Source organism: Providencia sp. PROV223 (assembly GCF_028479245.1).
In the GTDB taxonomy this organism is placed as follows: Bacteria; Pseudomonadota; Gammaproteobacteria; order Enterobacterales; family Enterobacteriaceae; genus Providencia; species Providencia rettgeri.
Genome location: NZ_JAMPNG010000008.1, coordinates 42,924 through 63,669, shown reverse-complemented (window position 1 = coordinate 63,669; position 20,746 = coordinate 42,924). Strand labels below are relative to the sequence as shown.

Here is a 20,746-nt window from a genome sequence, read left to right as displayed (position 1 = left end):
GGCGGCAAGAGAGGATATCCCTAGGAGCATACATAGGTATGTGACTAGGGTAGCTGAACGTAGCCAACAAAGTCACCGCTCGAAATATGACGAGCAATATTCTGATTGCATAGAAAAAGAGATCAAATATCATATACCCTCACCTTCTAACAAAATAATTAACATCTTTGAGTCTAATATGAATTTCTTCTCTTTTGAGTTTCTTGGCTCTTTCTTAATTTTTTTTCTTATTTATTGGGGTTGTCAGCCCAGTGCAAAACTACAGAATGGCTTATTAATCACTGCTAGCTATTTTTTTGTTTATTCATTTAGCCCTGACTTTGCTTATATTTTATTTAGCTACACACTGATCATTTATTTGCTTACCAATGTCGCAACTAATTGGCTCTCTAGTCGATGGATATACGGTATTCTTACCGCCGTCATTATTGGTTTCTTTACCACCTTTAAATATTACTCATTCTTTCAAGAGACTATCCAACAAACACTCGACAAATTTGGTTTTAGTGTTGGTCTTCCTATATTGGAAATACTCGCACCTCTTGGCCTCTCCTTTTATGTATTCCACTCGGTAAGCTATACGGTATCGGTTTGTCGCAAAGAAATTCCCAAAGCCGATTTCTTTGACGTGACACTATACCTTGCATTTTTTCCCAGCATCGTTGCGGGGCCAATCAATCGTGCGAAGAACTTTCTTCCTCAAATACAAGCTGAAAGCCGTGAGGTTTTAGATCCTCGAAAAGCCATATTGCTTATCTCATTAGCACTGGTGAAATTGTTTTTATTTAGCTCTTACTTATCTGAAAATTTTGTAAACCCTGTCTTTGATGCCCCTGTGGGTTACAGTGCGGGAGAGATTCTAATAGCAACCTATGCGTATGCTTGGAATATTTACTTTAACTTCTCTGGTTATACCAATCTGGTGACAGGCATCGCGTTATTATTAGGGTTTAGAGTTCCTGTTAACTTTAATGCGCCTTATTTAGCTGCAAATTTAAAAGAGTTTTGGGCTCGCTGGCATATCAGCTTATCAACCTTTATTCGCGACTACATTTATATTCCCCTTGGCGGTAACCGCAAAGGTTTTAGTCGTATGAACACTAATGTATTCCTTGCTATGGTCATTTCAGGGTTATGGCACGGTGCTGCAATGACATTTGTGGTATGGGGAGCCATTCATGGATTAGGGATTGTATTGCTCAATCTTAAGAGTTTATGCATGGAAAAATTAGGATGGACTCAAGTGATCCCTAATAAAACATTATCAGTTTGGGTATCACGCATTATTACTTTCCATTTTGTCTGCTTTGCGTGGATTTTCTTCCGTAGTGCCTCATTTGATGATGCACTGCTAATAGTAAATCAAATCACTGCACCTGGTTTTATCGCTTCTATTAATGCAAGCTTGGGGTTATTAGTCGCATTTTGGCTACTACTGATTACCTACCCTTATTTTGTACAAGCCTACCATTATGTAGCGAAAAAATACCAAACTATTCCTTGGTATTATTATCCTATTCCGCTCGCGATTATTCTAACCATTATGTTTATGCTTTCTCCTTCAGGTATGCCGGGGTTTATTTATGCTAACTTCTGAGTTTAAAAATACCCTCATCAAGGTTGGGCAGATTTTATTTATTGTCCTCGTTGCCGGCCTATTATTAATTTGGTTGAATCAAAGCTCACTAGAACGATTTTGGCAGCAGAAATATCACCAAGATACCCCATGGGCAAAAATGGCGGGGAATCCTATCTGGGATTATGGAGCTTATTTACATGATGGTGCACTTGAAGCGGGAAGCCTATTTACTTACTACGCATCAGGGCAAAAAGCGCAAGAAGACAAGCAAGCGGCAGAAATCGCATTGGCCAATAAAGACAAAAAACTCAGTTTTCCCACCGAGTTTCAAGTTGGTCTTCATTTTGTGAATGGCTATGTTTACCCAGCTGAAAGCTTATCGATTACCTTCCCTGAACGCCTGAAACGACCACAAGCTAGGGAGAAAAATCCCAAAATTAACTTTGGTGGTTTTACTATCAAAAAAGATCAGCCAATCGTGCCAAAACATGTAGCCAATATTGAAAAAGGCCAACAAGTCCTGTTTGCGGGGGACTCCATGATGCAAGGTGTTGCTCCACATGTTAAAAACATGCTCTTGAAAAAATATAATATTGATAGCATTAATCTAAGCAAACAAAGTACAGGATTAGCATATCCACGCTTTTTCAATTGGCCACAAACCATTGCCAAAGCATTGAATGATAACCCGAACATTAAGGTTCTCGTCGTTTTTTTAGGACCTAATGACCCTTGGGATATGCCACCACAAACAGGTTATAAATACATCAAATTTAAAAGTGAAGATTGGGAAAAAGTGTACCGCGAACGGATTAGTGATATAATATCGACCGCTCGCCAGCACAATGTTGATGTTATTTGGGTTGGGCCCCCTAATATGCGTAAAAATACGCTCTCCGATGGTATGAAATTCTTGAGTAGCCTCTACCAATCTGAAGTTGAGGATAACGGCGAAATTTACTTTTCTGTTAATGATGTCTTTAAATATAAAGGCGATACCTATTCTGACTATATCGGTGATGCAAGCAGTACAATTAAATTACGAAGTGGTGACGGGATCCATTTCAGCGGAAAAGGCCAACAATTGATTGCTGAAAAAGTATTCTCACTCATTCATTTCGAAGAAGAGGAAGAAAAGGAACCTCATGAAACTGAACAAACTGTGTCAAGCTAAGTCCAAAATATTGGCGGGTAGCGTGATTGCGCTTTTATCGCTGGGCTTATTGTCTTGCCAGAACACATCAGACAAAACACGTACGACTAGCCTACCCAAAGGCCAGTCTGCGGTTGCACAAGGGCAGTTGATCAATAACGCAGAGCCTAATTTGCCACTGCTGGCGAAAAAGCTACGCCAAGGCAGCCAACAAGTGCACATCGTCCAAATTGGTGATTCACACACCGCTGCTGACTTTTTCAGTGGCAATTTGAGAACCTTGTTCCAGCAACGCTATGGGGATGCGGGCCCAGGCTTCATTCCACCTATTTCAGTACCGGGACAACGTACAGCAACCATTAACCGTATGAGTGAAAAGAAAGAGTGGTCTCTGGCTTCAAGCCGTAAAGATGAGCGCTTTGACTACCCACTTGGTGGGCTAATTGCCGAACCACAAGCTGCCAACAGCAAAGTGGTGCTTAAGCCTTTACAGCCGGCGCTAGGGGCTCACCAGCTACAAACTCTCTATCAAAGCGCAGGAGATTCACAAATGCGTGTCGCTCCAGCTGTTTCCCCCAGCGTTGCATTACCAGCCACGGGAAACCAGTGGGTATTTTCATCCCCTGTAAATACCCAACTCCCTGCTCAGGTTACTGTTAATAAAGGTAATGGGTTAAAAATTGGAGGGTGGTTAGTGCGTTCGCAAAAACCAGGGGTGATGCTTTCAGCGCTTGGGCTCAATGGTGCAACATTGAGTATGGCTGATAAATGGCAGCCACAGTGGAGCGAAACTTTAGCGCAAATGTCGCCTGATATGGTGATTCTAGCTTATGGAACCAATGAAGCGTTTAATGATACGTTAGATTTAGCCGCTTATGAGCAAAATTTACGTGCCAAAATCCGCTTAATTCGCCAACAAATGCCCAACAGCGTTATTTTACTTATCGGCCCGAATGATTCACTTAAATTTAATAATGCAGCTAGTTGCCAAGCACAAATGCCAGTAAATTTAACGAGTGTGATTCAAATTCAAAAGACGGTTGCTGCTCAGGAAAATACGTTATTTTGGGACTGGCAAGCCTTTATGGGTGGCCCTTGTTCAATTCGCACATGGGCAGCGCAAGATTTAGCCCGCCCAGATAATGTTCACCTTTCTGTTGAAGGGTACAAAAAGAGTGCTCAAGGTTTATATAGTCAGTTAAGCCAAATATTGAATTAATTACTGACTCAATGCACGATAAGGCAGAGGTATTTTCAACGTACCCTGCCTTTTTATTTACTACTATTTTTAATATTTATCGCCTAATAGTGGCTATTTCACTTTAGCTTTTTTCTTACTTATCTTTTTGTCACTCTAAAAATCCAATTCCAATTTTAAAGCTAAAATAATTATTTCAAATAAAAACAACAAATTAAAAACGTCACTCTCGGAATACTACTGACTAATTTCGAATTTATTTTTCCTTCTAAAAAACATAAAAAATCGTGACCATTAATTAAATCAATATACACTGCATAAAATTAGTATCCCTGCGTCCCTTCTAGTAAACCACATCGCATACGCTGAGGTTTATAAAGCAAGGAGGTAATGACAAACCGCTTTTCATCTTATGCAAGCTCAGGGTTTGTTGTTAAAAAATGGAAACCGTGAACAATTCTTTGACACAACCAGAATAATTTTACGGTAGTAATCGTAGGTAATATTTATTTAGGTTCAAAAATGTCGACTAATTTCTGTGTAAAATCGTTTCATACCTATATTGAAACCCTATCAAATAAAATAAAAAATAGCTTTTATCTAACTCACTCCCTACTCTTTAAACTGAGCTCGGGTGAAATTGACATGCGAATAGAAGAAGGCCCATGGCAAAAACTGACAGCCTCAGATATTTGTTTTCTTCCTAAAGGAGTATCAATTGAGATAATTAATCGTGATAGTCAAAATCTGCTAGCTGTAGATGTACTTCCAATGACCACAGATATGTTAAAATCCTTTTATCAACAACAATCTGCATTATTTATTAATAAGAAAAAAACTTCATCAGTTAGTCAAATCTGTTGTACTAACTTACAAGAAAACCCAATTATTGAAAATGTATTTAACTCTGCCATTAAAGAAGTTAACTCACCTACCAACCATAATATTATTCATATTCATTTAAATTTTATTCTGTCATTTTTTTTACTGGTGAATGAATTTACCCCTACATTATATGCATCAATAAATATTTCGATAAAAGATAAAGTATATGACTTAATTTTTCATAGTGCGGGTAAGCAATGCCATACTTTAGATACTATCGCGAAAAAACTTCATATGAGTTCTTCAACGCTTAAACGACGACTGGCCAGTGAATACACCAGTTTTTCTAAAATTAGCTTAATGTCGCGAATGAATAAAGCGATGATATTATCGAGAACAGAAAATATGCCTATGACACGTATTGCCCAAGAAGTCGGCTATGATGATGTGCCTTATTTTCTACTGGCATTTAAAAGTTTTCATTCCCAGCCAAATCTCACCTACCCCTTACTCTAATACCCTTTATCTCTTTTAATCATCATCTATAAATACTTGAGCCTCACCATTTTCATGGTAAGGCTCTCGTTTAGCTAAAAATAGTGATTATCAATATCTATCGGTAACATTGTGGTATCTATTGAGGGGATATCAACATGGTTACCCCCTGTGTTATCTACGGGAGCAGGGGTGACGGTTGCGTCTGGTAAACTTGAATCAATCACAATACTCCCTTTAAGCTGCGCCTGATTCCCCGCTTGGTCATAGACATTAATTTCATAAGGGAGAGCCCCATCATGCAGCGGGTTTGCCACGGTAATTTCCCATTGGCCCTGTCCATTTGTTGTTTGCTTATAGGTCTGGTTATCAATAGTTAAAAATACGGTGGTATTAGCCTCTGTTACCCCACTGAATTTTGGCGTTTTAATATTGGTAATTTCATCCTGTTTATCACCTGTATTCGTTGATTCATCTAGCTGCCCAGTAAGTTCAGGCGCCTTTGAATCAATGATAACTTGCCCTGTTTTTACCGTACTATTTCCTGCTTTATCTTTTACCTCAATACGATAATTATGAGTACCATCACTCAATGCTTCAGTCATAGAGACAGTCCATTCTCCCTTTTCACTGGTACTCTCTTGGTAAGTTTTTTTGTTGATTGTAAACTCAACCAATGCGTTCGGCTCTGTCAGTCCATTGAATTTGGGTCGACTATGATTTGTTACAGCATCATTTAATGTGCCGGAATTCGTACTAACATCTAAACCAAACTCCGCAATATCAGGTGGCATTGTATCTATTGTTACTTTTCCTATTAAAGGTTGCGTTCCTAAGTTACCCGCAATATCTATTATCTCAATTTGATAATTATATTCGTCATCTGTAAGTGAATTAGGTAAAGTAAACGCCCACTCCCCCCATTCGTTCACCTTAATATCTTTATAAACCTGTTGGCCAACCGTTAATTGTAGATAGGTTCCTGGTTCTGCAATCCCTGCAAACGTAGGTGTTGGAGTATTCATTACAATATCTTGTTTAGTTGTAGAATCTGTGGGGTCAAAAACCCCACCAATAAGTAAATCGGGGGCTAATGTATCAATAACCAATTGCCCTGAAACTTGGCCTTTAAGACTTTGAATATCATCAATCGCAAAAATCACATAATCATGAATACCTTCACTTAATTCAGTATTAACGTGAATTGACCACTCCCCTTTTTCATTAGCAATGGTTTCAAAAGCTGAGGCCACTTTATTATCAAAAACTAATCGAATTATCGCATTCGGTTCAGTTATTCCAGTGAATATAGGCTTATTGATATTTGTGTAGTTATCACCCTGAATCCCTGAATCTGAGTCTGGTGTTAACTCTCCCGTCGCCAAAGCGATAGTTTTTACCGTAAAATCGCCCGAGATGGGTTGCATGCTAATTTGGCCAAGAATGTCATGTGCTTCGATTTCATAAGAGTAAGCCCCCTCAGCAAGTGCTTCCTTATCCGATAGCTTAATTTGCCAGTTACCATCGTGATCCGCGGTCGTATGATAAATATTTCCATTGATCTTCAAGCGAACTTGCGCGTTAGCTTTAGTTGTTCCACTAAATGCGGGTTGGTTAACATGAATAACACCATCACTTGTTAGTGGATCGTCTAAGACTGCGGTTAATTCAGGAGGGGAAATGTCATAGACTAAATCAAACTCAAACTGCGTTTCACGGTTAACTAAATCCTTTGCGCTAACCGATAATTCAATACTTTCTCCATTCTTAATACCGACAGGAACAATATCGTTTGGTAATTTTATTTGCCAACTTCCTTGGTTATTTGCCTTTATAGTACCCAGTATTTTTCCAGTTGCATCCTTGATGCTCACCAGACTTGCGGCACTTGTCGTACCCGTGAGTGTTAAATCATTTTGATTGAAAAGTAATTTGCCGTCTTTTTCAGAAATTAACTGTTTATCATTCACACCAAATTCGATACTTGGTGCGGTCTTTCCGAGCTCGTCATTGAGCACTTTAATAATCACTTCATGCTCAGTTTTATTACCCGCGATATCAAATGCGGTTATTTTTGCCACATGCTCACCGTCAGGTAACACTAGCTCATTAGCAAACACCGTTTTAGAACCATTATATTTAGTTTGTAGCTTACTATGCCGAGTCGTTTTCCCATTCACATTTATCAGGTAATAATCCATATTTCCATGATAAGTGAAAACTAATTCAGGGTTAATTACATTAGCAACTAGCGTCCCCGAGTGAACCTGTGTGCCACTAATCTGAAAATCACTAAATATTGGTTCCTCAGTAAGAATATTGAGTGTTGTTTGTCCAACTGAAACGGTACCATCATCTTGGATAAAGATAATATGATAGGCGCCATCCCCTTTAATAGGCACTTCAAAACACCACTCTCCCTTCTCATTTGCTTGAATAGGATAACTATCACCATTTACTTTGGCTGAGATTGTGCCACCGGCTGTTATTTTACCTTTATAAACGGGTTTTTTATGATTGGTATAGTGGTTACCGATTTGGCCGGAATCCGTATCAGGGTCAAGGTAAAACTTAAAATCACTGATCAATACAGAAGAAGAAAATTTCCTTACTGAGCCATAAACATCTTTAAATGTGAGAGTATAAGGAACCTCTCCTAGCGGGAGCTGAATATCAGCTGGAACCTTGAAATCCCAGTTTTTTCGGCCATTGGTCAAATTAACTGAATACGTTTTACCACCTATCAGTATCGCTCCACTGAGTTCATCACGATCCGACGCCCCAGAAATCTTTCCTTGTAGCTTTGGCGAGCGGCTTGAACTTAGTGAGCTATTTATTTCTCCGGTACTGCTCGACTCTGCGGCCACTTGAAATGTCACATTTAAAACACTGTCCTTGATTTGAATACCTTTTTCTTCAATTGATTGCTCTGTGACTATTCCAGAGGCTGAAGTTGCAACGAGTATCAGTCGGTCAAGATCGTAACGGCGATCCGTTTTAAGAAAACCGGGAGGCAAACTAAAAGACCAATTTCCCTCGTTATCAATATTGGTGATGGAAAAAACATGCTCATCTTTCTTACTCAATCTAAATTTAAATTTTAAACTTGAACCTGGGGTTACCTTTCCTGTAAATGTTGCCTCTAAGTCATTGGTCGATTTATCACCATGAAATTTTCCTCGGGCCCACGGTGAAGCCAAAGTCGCATTCGTTATCTTTGGTGGATTAGCATTTATCGTCAGTGTATCTATTTTTTCGTATTGATTACCTGCCGCATCCATCACAGTAATTTTATAATCACCAATAAAATCTTTCGGTAATTCATTGGGTAAAGCTAAACTCCAGAAACCATTGTTATCAACAACTGTTGAAACTAACTCATTATTTAATTCCAGCGCAATTTCACTACCCGGTTCACTTTTTCCAGTAAATACAGGCTTACGATGTGCCGTAATAAAGTTTCCTTTAGTTCCGGTGTCTGTTTCTGTACTGAGTTCAACGGTTAATACGGGGGATATCGTATCAATGAAGATATTTCCAGAAATATCCTTTGTTTGCCCATTTGTCGGGTGCTCCGCCGTCACAAGATACTGGTTATTTCCTTCTGTAAGCTCTTTGAGTTGAATTTCCCAGTTTCCAGTCACGTTATCAGCGAATACAGAAAAGCGTTCATTCCCGATGATCAGTGTCACTTTAGCCCCCGCTGTAGCGAACCCTGTAAACTTAGGGGCTGTAATATTGGTGATATAATCACCTTTCTTTCCACTATCACTCGCAGCGTCTAATGCGGCGACAAGAATCGGAAATTCGGCTTCCCCACCCCCCACTGATGGGGGTTGATACGTGAAGCTCTGACTGATTGTATCTTGGTTGCCCGCCGCATCCTCTGCAGTGAGCTTGTAGTGATTATCCATACCGACATCCGCATCGACATCAAAAATCAGAGACCATTTTCCTTGGCTATCGGCATAAACTGTTTTAATTTGACCTTTGAATTCAGCCGTAATTTTACTTTCGGGGTCAGCTTCGCCACTAATTTGTGGTCTTTTTAAATAAGTCACTGAAGCATTTGAATTTTCTTGGCTTGCAGGATCTAAGTGTGCGGTCAGTGTAATATTGCTATCGACAATGAACTGACCGCTGGATGTGCCAACATTTCCAATGGTATCGGTCACACTCACTTGATAATCATACTTGCCGTCTTTATCCACCGCAGGCAACGTTATTTGCCACTGCCCGTCTTTGTCTGCAATGGTGCTGTACTCTTGCCCCGAAAATTGGAGCACAACCGTCGATTGCGGTTTGGTGCTCCCTGCCAAGGTCACCGCTTGTTGTTGGGTGATATGGTCGCCTTTGAGCCCCGAGTCACTGCTTTCGGTCAGTGTCGCTTGTGCGGCGGGTGAGGTGGTATCGATATGCAGTATTTCACTGATTTTCTCACTATTACCCGCAATATCAGTAACCTGCACCTTGAGTGAATGACTTCCTAACGTGAGTGGTGAGGTGATCAACACCAACCAATTCCCTTGACTGTCTGCTTGCGTAGAATATGTTTTTCCATCAATCGCGATGCTGATTTTGGCATTTGCCTCACTCCGCCCAGACAACGTTGGCGTCAATTGACTAGTGATAAAATCCGACTGGTTATTAAGCTGTAACGTCGTCGGGTGCAAGGTGGTTTTTATCTGCACAGACGCTGTAACCACCGCGCTATTGCCCGCCACGTCCGTGGCTTTCACTTCATAATCATAAACGCCGTCAGCGAGTATGTTTTGCGCCACTACCGACCATTCACCATGGCTATCCGCCGTCGTATTTAACAGCTGCCCGTCAATCGTCAACACGATACGGCTCCCGGCTTCCGCTTTGCCTGAAAAGTGCGGACGGGTCTCGTTGGTGATGTTATCGCCAATATTACCGCTATCCGACTGCGTATCTAGCTGTACCGATAGGCTATCCACCTGCGTATCTACGGTAAAATGCCCGTTGGATGTACCAACATTTCCAATGGTATCGGTCACACTCACTTGATAATCATACTTGCCGTCTTTATCCACCGCAGGCAACGTTATTTGCCACTGCCCGTTTTTGTCTGCAATGGTGCTGTACTCTTGCCCCGAAAATTGGAGCACGACCGTCGATTGTGGTTTGGTGCTCCCTGCCAAGGTCACCGCTTGTTGTTGGGTGATATGATCGCCTTTGAGCCCCGAGTCACTGCTTTCGGTCAGTGCCGCTTGTGCGGCGGGTGGGGTAGTATCTACCAATAGACTCTGGATAAATATGCCCTGATTCCCTACATTGTCTGTTACCGTAACGTTTAATACATGTGAGCCATCTGCTAGGTTATCAGTGATGGTGAGTGACCAATCGCCTTGCTCATTGGCTTTGGTGAGGTACTCTTTTCCAGCCACCTTAACGATAATATTAGAATTGGGGTCTGTTTTCCCCGTAAGCGTTGGCTTGACTTTATTGGTCAAGAAAACCGCTGAGTTATCAAGCAGTACACTAGCATCGGGTTTTGATGTTTTGATGGTAACGCTCTCAGTGATGGTTTTTTGATTACCCGCTGTATCTACTGCAGTAACTTGATAAGCTAATACACCATCAACTAGTGGCTTCTCGACTGTAATTCGCCACACCCCTTTATCATCAGCAATTGTCGATAATGTTTGCCCTGAAATCGTTAGCGTTACAGAGCTCCCTACTTCAGCTTTTCCTGCAAAAGTAGGAACTTGCTTATTCGTCAGCCTTTCTCCTGTCGTTTCAATATTTGAATGCCCATCAAGGTTAACAGAGAGGTCATCAAACTGCGTGTCCACTTCAAATTGACCACTCACGGTGACAGGCTTGCCATCACCGGAAGAAGCAACTAATGAGTATTCATATATTTTATCTTCTAACGGTTCTGTGATTTTTAATGACCATTTCCCGTCTTTATCCGCGGTTATAGGGTACTTATGATCATTAATCGTTAGATAAGCCTGACTATCGAGAGAAACGACACCCATAAATGTTGGTGTATTAATATTCGTAATGTTATCGCCCTTTTTACCTGAGTCGGACTCTTCGCTTAATTTTCCCTGAATAAAAACCTGTGCCATCGGTTTAGCTATTTGGGGCGTTGCAGATGGTTTATTGGCAGACTGAGTGGATGATGATGAGGAACTTGTTGGCATAGCGACAGGTGCAGATGGTGGAGAGAAGGTTAAGTCGCTGTCTTCTACTGGTACTTTTTCTACTTTGCTTTTTTGATTTAGCTGTTTTTTCGCTTCAGCGAGCTTTGTCAATGATGAGCTTAATAACACTTCTTTTTCATCTTTCTCTGAAGACAAGGTCTGAAGTGTCTTTTCTAATTGTTGATTTTTTTGATTTAATTCTGCCAATTTTTTACTGAAATTTTGTTTATCATCTTGCTGCTCGTCATCATCTATTTGTTTACTCTTATTTTTTGAGGCTTGATTATCTGCATATTCGACGATATCACTCGTTAATTGCTCTTTGATATAAACGGCATCGGCGCCCACATTTAAGGTTATTGAGGATAGAATTTCATCTTGTGAAAGAATCGCCCCCTGCTCAGTCGATAATGTCATATTGCCTAAAATAACTTCTGACAACCCATTTTTAATGTTCTCAATAGAGCCATCTGGCTTAGTGATAATTAAATCAAGTCCTTGAACTTTAAACTTTTGGATTTCTATATTTTTTAATTTATCTGTGATAGTTTTATCTTTCATGTTCTATATCATTATATTAATAAATGAGGTCATCAGCGAATACTCACATGCTGGCGTTAATAAAAACAATTATATCCATTTAATTAAAAATAAAACGCCTTCTAATATAATTTGGCCTGACATCCTTTCTTTTTGAGCTCAAATTCAAGTGAGTTCATTGCAATAGCGACTATAATATGAGCATGAATTAATAACGTTGTTTCTAAAATGAAAGAATCAGATATGGAAAACGATGACGATAGCTCTGATGAAGAACTCGCCCCAATGGTTGATGGGCTAAGTGGAACATTATGCATAATTATTCTAGTTTCTATGGTATTTATTTTTAGCGGAATGAAAACCGCAGAAACTTATATTCACTATGGAGAACTAAACTTTGAAAAAACAAAAATAGACATACCAAATAAACGAATTTATTTTAAAGGCGGCATTCATTTATCAAAAAGTGAAATTCCTTTAATAAAACAAGAAATAATTAAAAACAAAAGTAAAAAAATCATTATCAATGGTTATATCAATGATAAAGTCAGCCACAGTAAAGAAAAAAACATCTATAACCTTCTTTATATGGCATCACTAATTAAAAATCTGGGAATAAATAAAGAGGTTGTTCTAAAACAAGGAACAAGTGAACATTGCCCAGGTTGGAATTCATGTATTTATTGGGATTACAAATAACATGTACTATCTTGGATTATTTTTTTATGCTGCAACGTTTCTCGCTTGTTTTTTATTACAATCAGTACGTGAAATGGTTCAGCAATGTCTATTACTTGCTCCTGAAATAAGCTACACGATGATTGGGATTTATATTTACCCTTTAATTATCTTCTTATTTCATCGATTTTTTAATAAAAGTAAACAAAGCAACTATACATTGCTTTCAAACCAAACTAAATTATCTGCATCTGTCACGGTATCATTAGGGTTAATTGGAACATTTATTGGCCTAACAGGGATGATCACTGCTATCTCAGCATCGCTTGGGGGAGAAGGTGATATCTCAGAAAAAATGAATGCTATGATTTCATCTATCTCAATGGCACTGAATTCAATGTCTTTTGCATTCTTAACGTCCATTCTTGGTGTTTCTATTTCAGTTTTGCTATTAGTTAGTTTGAATTTCTTTCATTTCTTTTACCAAAAAGAAAATAAAAAAACTGCACAACAGACATCTGTAAATTACTCAGAAGAACTTAATCACATTCAAGAAACCCTAAACAAATTACAGAAAGTGAATATTACTATAGCGCAAAAAATGATTTCTGTGACTGAAAGTAATGAACTTGTGACCGATATTTCGTCACACCTCCTAACTTTATCCAACACTGTACAAGACCACTTAGCCGTTTTACAGTCAATAAAAGACGCTGATGACGACTGGAAAAGAAAATTAGCGGTTTACTTATTAGAAGAAAAAATAAACAAAAGAAATGAAAATGAGAAAATATCAGAAGAAATATTAAAAATCGACCAAACTACGCAATGGCTAAAAGAAAACACCATTGAGAGCAGAAAGAAACTTTTAACCTTATTATCAATGGATTAAGTATATGCGCCCTATCACATTAGGTTTATTATTAACTTTACTATCAACAAGTTATAGTTTTGCCAATCAAGGCACAGAAAACTTTCAAACCTTTATTAACCGAGTATTAGAAAATTCTAATCCAGTTCAAATAAAAGCGTTAGAATTAGAGGCTGAAAACCTTAGAGCAAAACAGACAGATTATTATTATCTACCTAAAATATCAGCATCAGGAAAAACAAAAAGCCATGATGGAAGTACCAGTAGTCATATTACTGCCAGTTCATTAATCTATGACACTGCGTTAAGTCACCGGTTTAATGAGAAACACTTGAAATTAAAAATTTCCGCACTTTCACTAAACAAAGAAAAAGAAGAACTTTACACCTCAACAACAAATAATTTAATTGGTATTTATTACCTCAATGAGCTAACAAAAACAACAGCTGATTTAAATAATAATGCTAAAAATATTTTCAAGCTCATTACTCACCGTTATAAAAGTGGCATAGCAAAATACAGTGATGTTGAGCAAGCCTCTTTGTTGATGCAACGGATTGAAACAGAACTACAGAATATAGAAAAAGAGATTGAACAATATAAATCAAATATTGAGCTTTTATCGGGGATTACCTTTCCTTCGAAAGGTGTACAAGTACCCAAAAATCTATTAAAAAAATTACAAGCAACCGTTATTGATAGTGAAAATGCACAACAAAATAATGAATATAACTTGCTGCGCATGCAAGCTGAGGCAATGAAAGAAAATGCTTATCAACAAAACCCATTCTTGAATGTTAATGTTATTGCTGAAGAACGATTTATTGATCAAGTTAGAAGCCGTAACGAATCTTACATGGGAATGGAAGTTAAATTAAATATTTTTGACCTTGATAAAATACTGAGCGAAAAATCTCAACTAAAACTGTATGAAGCAACAAAAGGAAAAGCAGATTATAAATATAAAGAATCAACCGCTAAAATTAAAAATTTAAAACTAATTGCTAACTCAAATTCGACTGAACTTACAGGGCTGCATGCACAACGTAAGACTATGCGTTCAATAATTAATAGCCAACAAAGGGAATATGAGATATCACAGTCCTCTTTCTATGAAATGGTGAATACACTTTTTGATATGTTAACAATGGAAAGACGCATCGCTGAGTTAATGATTGCTGATATGAAAAACAAAATGGAATATATCCAATTAACAGGGAAGTTAACTGAAATTGAAACGTTATCTAAATAAACTAAATCAATTACCTAAAAAGGTGAAAATACTTCTCGGTATCACATCCTTATTTATTGGGTATATTTTATTAGCTAAAATCGAAATATCCTCTCCAGGAGAGGGAGTTATCTCAGGTGTCTCCAACCGACTAGAAATAGTCAGCCCAGCGTCTGGGTTTATTAACCAATTCGCGATAAAAACTGGTGATAAGGTCGAGAAAGAGCAAATTTTATTTTCCTATACGAATTTAGATGTCTTTCATCAAGAAAAAACATTAACCAACCTCGTTACATTTGCTAATGAACGTATTAATGAGTTAGAAGAAAATAAAAAATTGTTAAATAAGATCCTTGATGGAAGTATAAAAACAGAGTCTGAATATTTTTTCTTTGCGAAAGGGTTACAGAGTAAAACATTAAGCGCCTATAGAGAGCTCTATGGCCACATTCTCTTACACATGGAAATAAGCAATTTGCGGGATAAATATATCTCACAAATTAAAGAATCTAGTGAACTAGAAAAGCAGATTAACATTCTGAAAAAAAAGGACTCATTATTAAAAAATGCAAGAGCTCCTGAAATTGAAAAACTCAATAATAATGCTGAACTTAGCCGTACTCAAGCACTGATGACATCAGGTGAATTAAATGCTCAAGGGCTATTACGAGAAATCTCACTGCTAGAAAAAAAATATACCGCGCGGCTTATCGGTGAGATCCAAGAAAATGAAACTCTCCTTCATCGTTTGAAAAAAGAGAAATTAGAAAACAGTGGGCAGATGGATTTACTGCGCAATAAAATAAGAGCGAATAGTGTGTTATCGCCAGCGAATGGTGTGGTACTAAGCATCGAAAAAGATTTAGAAAAAGGTTCTTATGTTGAAGCTTCTAATTTAGTGATGGTAATTAAAAAACAACAGGATACACGAGTCATTGAAGGCAAAATATTAGCAAAATATCGCCCTTTTATCGCACCGAAACTGCCAGCAAAAATTGTGGTAAATTCCCCCGGATTTAAAAAAATCATTAGCGGAAAGGTCACAAAAATTAGCGCTGACTCCTTCACTGACAGAGAACGAACCAACCAAGAACGCTATTATTCAGTACAAATTACACCTGAACAAAATACCGAGCTTCTTCCAGAGCATGACGGCTTACCGGTGATGCTCTATATCTCAAGTAAAGAGATTTCAGTATTTCATTATTTAACCGCATTAGTTAGCGATAACATGACATTTAACGTTTGGTGACCCTATGTTAGGTTTTATTTCTGCATTATCTGCTGCCGTTGCAACCATGACATTACTCATGGCCGTACTCTTAGCCAATGTGTTATCGAGTACAATGGCAGCTGAACAAAATAAAGGTAAAACTGCATTTATCGGAATTGATGACAACAATACTGAAACTTCCTCATCTATAAATAACGATAGTAGCGATGCAGATGGCGATGGCAACGGCAATGGCAATGGCAATGGCAATGGCAATGGCAATGGCAATGGCAATGGCAATAACATAGTGAAATCATTAATGTTTAGCCACGATACCTTGAAATTAATTGTTAATAAAAAAGTTAAATCTATTGATGTTTATTGCAGTTATGGAAATAACATATCTTTTGACGCCGCAATGACCTACACCATCTATAACACAGTATTGATTAAAAAAAACACACCTAATGTACACATTAAAGCGTTAAAACCTATTGAAGATAATCAAGGGGTTAATGCTTGCTTCCTGAAGAGTGAAGAAAATGAAAGAAAGTAGTTTCCACGACATCATTAATCAATATTTTAAGATATTAGGAGAGCCATTTAGTCCTCCAGCACTCTCTTATGACAATAAATATATACTAAATAATATAAACGAATTTATTGATAATGATTTTTTCACTTATCAATATATTCCCATCATTGATTTCAGTGAAAAAAAACTACCGTTACTCTTTATTATGGAGATAACAGATGGAAAATATATTATTATCAAAAATCAAAGTGGTCAGCTGACCAATTTAACAACCGATCTAACCATAACACCGCAACTCATTGAAAGTAAAAATTTATTTTCATTTTCATCTAATGAAAAAACACTTAATGAAGATAGTATATACCAATCACTAATCAAACTAACACCAAAGTCTAGTTTATTTTCGTTACCTTTAATTGTATTTGCGCTACTACTTCCATTATATTCAAATCTCTTTAATTCTCGGTTAGTTTATAGCGAATCTGTAAGCTCTTTATTGTATATCAGTTTTATTTTTATTGTCGTCATTGGCTTAGAGTTTTTCATCAAACATATTATTCATGAACAAAATATAAAAAAAATAAAGCTTAATATCAGTATTTTTAATCGTTATTTTGTTAACTTATTAAAACAATCTAGCTGTAAAAGTGCCTCAATTAAGGTAAGAACAGCAGAAGCATCAATCTTACAGGTATGGGAAATTAAGCCACAAATTATTTATGATATTGGGTTAGCTATTTTATTTTCATTTTGTATTGTTGGCATGTTAGGTCTTTATTCATTATTGCTATTGAGCTATTACGCTGGGTTTATCTTTTTATGTCTGCACATCCGCTTTCTATCCTACAAAAATATGCTAAGAGCTAACACCTTAAACTATGAAAAATCAGCCATGTACTACTCGTTAGAACAAAAAAAACATGAGCTTTGTTTTGCCAGAGATGACTATTTTAAGCAGTACATCAGCATAAAAACCAATGAAGATGAAAAAATAAAATTAAAACTAAACGAGGCCAATCACCATTGGATGGAAATTATCAAAGTAAATACGTTTTTATCCATGATAGTAATGTACATAGCTAGCTATTTGGCTATCGGTGACGGAAGCTTAAGCTTAGCTTCTATTATCGCCGTAATGATCATTAATGGTCGACTTTCTGGTGCAATTACAAGTGCGATTAATCGCTTATTTATAGTAAAAACACATCTATTTCATATCAAATCCAGTATTGCTCAGTTAAAAAACAATCCACTTATTCATTTTAAAGTAGATGGCATAACAACAGATTCAATAACACATTTTAGTGCAAAAAATCTTAGCGTTAATATTCATGGCAAAACGATTATTAACCAGCTCAATATTGAAGCCAAACCCGGTGATGTTATCGGTATAACAGGTGCTTCAGGAGTAGGAAAGACATCATTAATGAAAGCCTTATGTGGGACTTCAGAATACTCATCAGGGGATATTACAATCAATGGTATTGGTATCGATGAAATTTCCCAATCCTTTTTAACCGAAAAAATTGCCTACCATAATGGTATTTCAGCATTCATTCATGGCAGCATTCGTGACAATTTTAATTTCTACGGTGTATTCGATAACAGTATCATTGTTCGACTAACCAAATTATGTTGCCCGAATTTACTGATAAGTAAAGAAACATTAGACGATACACTCGTCACTGACATCGCCGCCTCTACCGGGGAAAAACAAAAGTTACAGCTCGTCCTTGCTCTATTAAAACAACCTGACATGCTATTTTTAGATGAATCAACATCATTTATGGCAACCTCTGATGCACTCTCATTCTTACAATTAATGAAACAAGAGTTTAAATTAAACAAATCAATTATTTTCTTTTCTACTCACGACTTAGGGTTAGCCTCATTTTTTACAGCACATATTGAATTATCATCGGGTCACGCTAAACGCATTAACTCCCCACAGCATCACAATGAAATTGTTATTCCTAAAATTAGCTTGAGCTAATAAAGCAAAACGCCCACTTAATTGTGGGCGCTTTGCTTAAGTTTTCATTCAATGAATTTAACTTTGGTGTGTTTTTATGAACCGTATTACAAGAACATAAAGAACACCATACCAACAATTGCCCCTGTCGTGCCAAGAATAGTTTCCATTACCGTCCATGTTTTTAACGTTTGTGCTTCTGTCGCACCAGTAAATTTTCCATATAGCCAAAAACCGGAGTCATTCACATGGCTTAAGATCAATGAACCGCCAGAGATACAAATCGCTAAAGCCGCCAGCTGTGCTCCTGAGTAACCTAGCTCACTGATAACTGGGAGTACTAAGCCTACTGCGGTTAAACATGCAACCGTTGCAGAGCCTTGAATAACACGTACTGCTCCTGCTAATACAAAGCAAGCAACCGCAATCGGTAAACCAGCACCAATTAAAGAATCACCTAGCGCAGGGCCGACACCTGAATCCACTAAAATTTGTTTAAATACACCACCAGCACCCGTCACCAATAAAATGATCCCAGCTGGTTGAATCGCTGCAGAACAAACTGCCATGACCTTTTCTTTATCCATACCATAACGGAAACCTAGGCCATAAATCGCCAGTAAACACGCTAGCAGTAATGCGGTGAAAGGATGACCGATAAACTCTAACCAATGCTCAAGCGTGGTTCCTTTTTCAACTAAATGTGTACCGATGGTTTTTAAACCCACTAATACCAATGGGAAAAGCACTAAACACAAGCTAAATCCAAAGCTTGGCATTTTGCCATGTTCTGTATTTGGTGCTTGATAATCTGCAGGAATATCAATATGAACAAAGTTACTGATAAATTTACCAAATAAAGGTCCTGCTAAAATCATGCCTGGGATAGCAGCACATAGCCCAATTAAAATCATCCAGCCATAGTCTGCACCCATTTGTGATGCAACCAACATTGGTGTTGGCCCCGGTAATAAGAACGCAGCCGCAGCGGCAACCCCTGCAAATAATGGGATAGCAAGGCGAACAACGTTATGGCCAGTGCGGTTCGCTACCGCAAACACCACACCGATTAACAAAACAATCGCCACATCAAAGAAGAGTGGTAGTGCACAAATCAACCCTGCGACACCCACTGCATAATGCGCATTTTTTTCACCAAACAGATTCAGTAGCTTATTCGCAATCTGATCTAAAGCACCTGTTTCATGCAGAATTTTACCGAACATTGCTCCGAGAGCGACTACGATAGCAAGGAATCCTAAGGTTCCCGCCATGCCTTTTTGCATGGTTTCAGTGATCTGTTGTACTGGCATACCTGAAAACAAACCCGCACCAATAGAAACGATCATGAGCGCGACAAATGCGTGTAAACGAGCATACATCACTAAAAAGAGCAGTAAAACGACCGAGCCAACCGCCGTCAGCACGAGCGTTAACGTGCTTAATGTTTCTGGGGTATTCATTAGTTATCTCCAGCGACAATCTTACGAATAGTAGAACACGTATTTTCAATCACGTTTTCTAAGGATGGGCGAATATCAACAACCTGCACATCAGGTTCATCCGCACCAGGTTCTTGCAAGGCATCAAATTGCGATTTCAGCATTTCAGGTTTAAAGAAATGCCCTTTACGTGCTTTCAATCTTTCTTCAATAACAACCGCATCACCTTTTAGGTAAATAAAATAGAGGTTGTGGTTCCCCTCTCTTAAGATATCTCGATAGCTTTTTTTCAATGCGGAGCTCACCACCAGAGATACCTTATTTGTTCTTTGCATTGCAAAAATGGCATTGTTCAATGCAACTAGCCAAGGTTTACGGTCATCATCATTTAATGCATGACCCGATGCCATTTTTAAAATATTTGATTTAGGGTGAAGAAAGTCACCATCAAGGAAGGCAGCTTGCAGTTGCTGTGCGACACCTGTGGCAACAGCAGACTTACCACTACCCGATACCCCCATTAGTACAAATGTATAGTTTTGTTTTTGGGTATCATTCATAGGAAACTCCTCAGATATTCACTATTGTCCTGGCTTTAGTTAAAAACCGGCATTTGTTACCGGTAACAAGTTACGGGTAACATTATCATCAGTGAGGATTTATTTAGCAATAAAATTGGCCAAGAAAAAAGCAGAACTGTGATAGTTATCGCAATAATATAGAGGGTGCCAAGATATGAGTTTTTAATAATTTGAAGTTCAACAAATAAAGCTATCGTAAATAATTCACACTACGGCGCGAAGTATGACGGATAAAGCTACCCGAAATAATTTGAATT

At 38.1% G+C, this 20,746-nt stretch carries 13 protein-coding genes; 10 read left to right on the top strand and 3 right to left on the bottom strand.

Annotated elements, in window-relative coordinates:
* The first annotated feature begins 178 nt into the window (after positions 1 to 178).
* The 4 genes from PR767_RS11055 (at position 179) to PR767_RS11040 (ending at position 5,271) form a co-directional block, all read left to right on the top strand.
* The gene (locus PR767_RS11055; protein ID WP_272520338.1) at positions 179 to 1,597 is read left to right on the top strand and encodes an MBOAT family O-acyltransferase; all 1,419 of its coding nucleotides are present in this window, start codon (positions 179 to 181) and stop codon (positions 1,595 to 1,597) included.
* Positions 1,584 to 2,753 carry an SGNH/GDSL hydrolase family protein gene (locus PR767_RS11050; protein WP_272520337.1) on the top strand — a complete coding sequence of 390 codons (1,170 nt, stop codon included), beginning with the start codon at positions 1,584 to 1,586 and terminating at the stop codon, positions 2,751 to 2,753. Before PR767_RS11055 ends, PR767_RS11050 begins: the two co-directional genes overlap by 14 nt.
* Positions 2,725 to 3,951, top strand: coding sequence for an SGNH/GDSL hydrolase family protein (locus PR767_RS11045; RefSeq protein WP_272520336.1), 1,227 nt, complete (start codon positions 2,725 to 2,727; stop codon positions 3,949 to 3,951). The genes PR767_RS11050 and PR767_RS11045 overlap by 29 nt, the downstream gene beginning before the upstream one ends.
* Before the next feature lie 501 nt (positions 3,952 to 4,452).
* A complete protein-coding gene (locus PR767_RS11040) occupies positions 4,453 to 5,271 on the top strand; it encodes a helix-turn-helix domain-containing protein (RefSeq protein ID WP_442959804.1) in 819 nt (272 codons plus the stop codon).
* 74 nt (positions 5,272 to 5,345) lie between these two features.
* On the opposite strand, the gene PR767_RS11035 is transcribed toward PR767_RS11040, so the two are convergent.
* Complete coding sequence (locus PR767_RS11035; protein WP_272520334.1) at positions 5,346 to 11,987, bottom strand: Ig-like domain-containing protein; 6,642 nt, start codon at positions 11,985 to 11,987, stop codon at positions 5,346 to 5,348.
* A 222-nt stretch (positions 11,988 to 12,209) separates the two neighbouring features.
* On the opposite strand from PR767_RS11035, the gene PR767_RS11030 reads away from it, so the two are divergent.
* Genes PR767_RS11030 through PR767_RS11005 form a run of 6 tightly spaced genes read left to right on the top strand, consistent with a single transcriptional unit; the run spans position 12,210 to position 18,487 of the window.
* Positions 12,210 to 12,665, top strand: a complete 456-nt coding sequence (locus tag PR767_RS11030) for a hypothetical protein (protein WP_198641979.1) — start codon at positions 12,210 to 12,212, stop codon at positions 12,663 to 12,665.
* The gene (locus PR767_RS11025; RefSeq protein WP_238563034.1) at positions 12,616 to 13,536 is read left to right on the top strand and encodes a hypothetical protein; all 921 of its coding nucleotides are present in this window, start codon (positions 12,616 to 12,618) and stop codon (positions 13,534 to 13,536) included. The genes PR767_RS11030 and PR767_RS11025 overlap by 50 nt, the downstream gene beginning before the upstream one ends.
* Positions 13,537 to 13,540: 4 nt before the next feature.
* On the top strand, positions 13,541 to 14,767 hold the full coding sequence (locus PR767_RS11020; protein WP_272520333.1) for a TolC family protein: 1,227 nt from the start codon (positions 13,541 to 13,543) through the stop codon (positions 14,765 to 14,767).
* Positions 14,748 to 15,998, top strand: a complete 1,251-nt coding sequence (locus tag PR767_RS11015) for an HlyD family efflux transporter periplasmic adaptor subunit (protein WP_272520332.1) — start codon at positions 14,748 to 14,750, stop codon at positions 15,996 to 15,998. The genes PR767_RS11020 and PR767_RS11015 overlap by 20 nt, the downstream gene beginning before the upstream one ends.
* 4 nt (positions 15,999 to 16,002) lie before the next feature.
* Positions 16,003 to 16,515: a hypothetical protein gene (locus PR767_RS11010; RefSeq protein ID WP_272520331.1), complete on the top strand. Its 513-nt coding sequence runs from the start codon at positions 16,003 to 16,005 to the stop codon at positions 16,513 to 16,515.
* Positions 16,502 to 18,487 carry an ATP-binding cassette domain-containing protein gene (locus PR767_RS11005; RefSeq protein ID WP_272520330.1) on the top strand — a complete coding sequence of 662 codons (1,986 nt, stop codon included), beginning with the start codon at positions 16,502 to 16,504 and terminating at the stop codon, positions 18,485 to 18,487. Before PR767_RS11010 ends, PR767_RS11005 begins: the two co-directional genes overlap by 14 nt.
* 86 nt (positions 18,488 to 18,573) lie before the next feature.
* On the opposite strand, the gene gntU is transcribed toward PR767_RS11005, so the two are convergent.
* Both gntU and gntK read right to left on the bottom strand, forming a co-directional pair.
* On the bottom strand, positions 18,574 to 19,929 hold the full coding sequence (gntU, locus tag PR767_RS11000; protein WP_109913061.1) for a gluconate transporter: 1,356 nt from the start codon (positions 19,927 to 19,929) through the stop codon (positions 18,574 to 18,576).
* The gene (gntK, locus tag PR767_RS10995) at positions 19,929 to 20,468 is read right to left on the bottom strand and encodes a gluconokinase (protein ID WP_102140240.1); all 540 of its coding nucleotides are present in this window, start codon (positions 20,466 to 20,468) and stop codon (positions 19,929 to 19,931) included. Before gntK ends, gntU begins: the two co-directional genes overlap by 1 nt.
* Positions 20,469 to 20,746 lie beyond the last annotated feature (278 nt).

Excerpts from the sequence above, each read along its gene's own strand:
- PR767_RS11055 (WP_272520338.1), top strand. The coding sequence starts at position 179 with ATGAATTTCTTCTCTTTTGAGTTTCTTGGCTCTTTCTTAATTTTTTTT.
- PR767_RS11050 (WP_272520337.1), top strand. The coding sequence starts at position 1,584 with ATGCTAACTTCTGAGTTTAAAAATACCCTCATCAAGGTTGGGCAGATT.
- PR767_RS11045 (WP_272520336.1), top strand. The coding sequence starts at position 2,725 with ATGAAACTGAACAAACTGTGTCAAGCTAAGTCCAAAATATTGGCGGGT.
- PR767_RS11040 (WP_442959804.1), top strand. The coding sequence starts at position 4,453 with ATGTCGACTAATTTCTGTGTAAAATCGTTTCATACCTATATTGAAACC.
- PR767_RS11035 (WP_272520334.1), bottom strand. The coding sequence starts at position 11,987 with ATGAAAGATAAAACTATCACAGATAAATTAAAAAATATAGAAATCCAA.
- PR767_RS11030 (WP_198641979.1), top strand. The coding sequence starts at position 12,210 with ATGGAAAACGATGACGATAGCTCTGATGAAGAACTCGCCCCAATGGTT.
- PR767_RS11020 (WP_272520333.1), top strand. The coding sequence starts at position 13,541 with ATGCGCCCTATCACATTAGGTTTATTATTAACTTTACTATCAACAAGT.
- PR767_RS11010 (WP_272520331.1), top strand. The coding sequence starts at position 16,003 with ATGTTAGGTTTTATTTCTGCATTATCTGCTGCCGTTGCAACCATGACA.
- PR767_RS11005 (WP_272520330.1), top strand. The coding sequence starts at position 16,502 with ATGAAAGAAAGTAGTTTCCACGACATCATTAATCAATATTTTAAGATA.
- gntU (WP_109913061.1), bottom strand. The coding sequence starts at position 19,929 with ATGAATACCCCAGAAACATTAAGCACGTTAACGCTCGTGCTGACGGCG.
- gntK (WP_102140240.1), bottom strand. The coding sequence starts at position 20,468 with ATGAATGATACCCAAAAACAAAACTATACATTTGTACTAATGGGGGTA.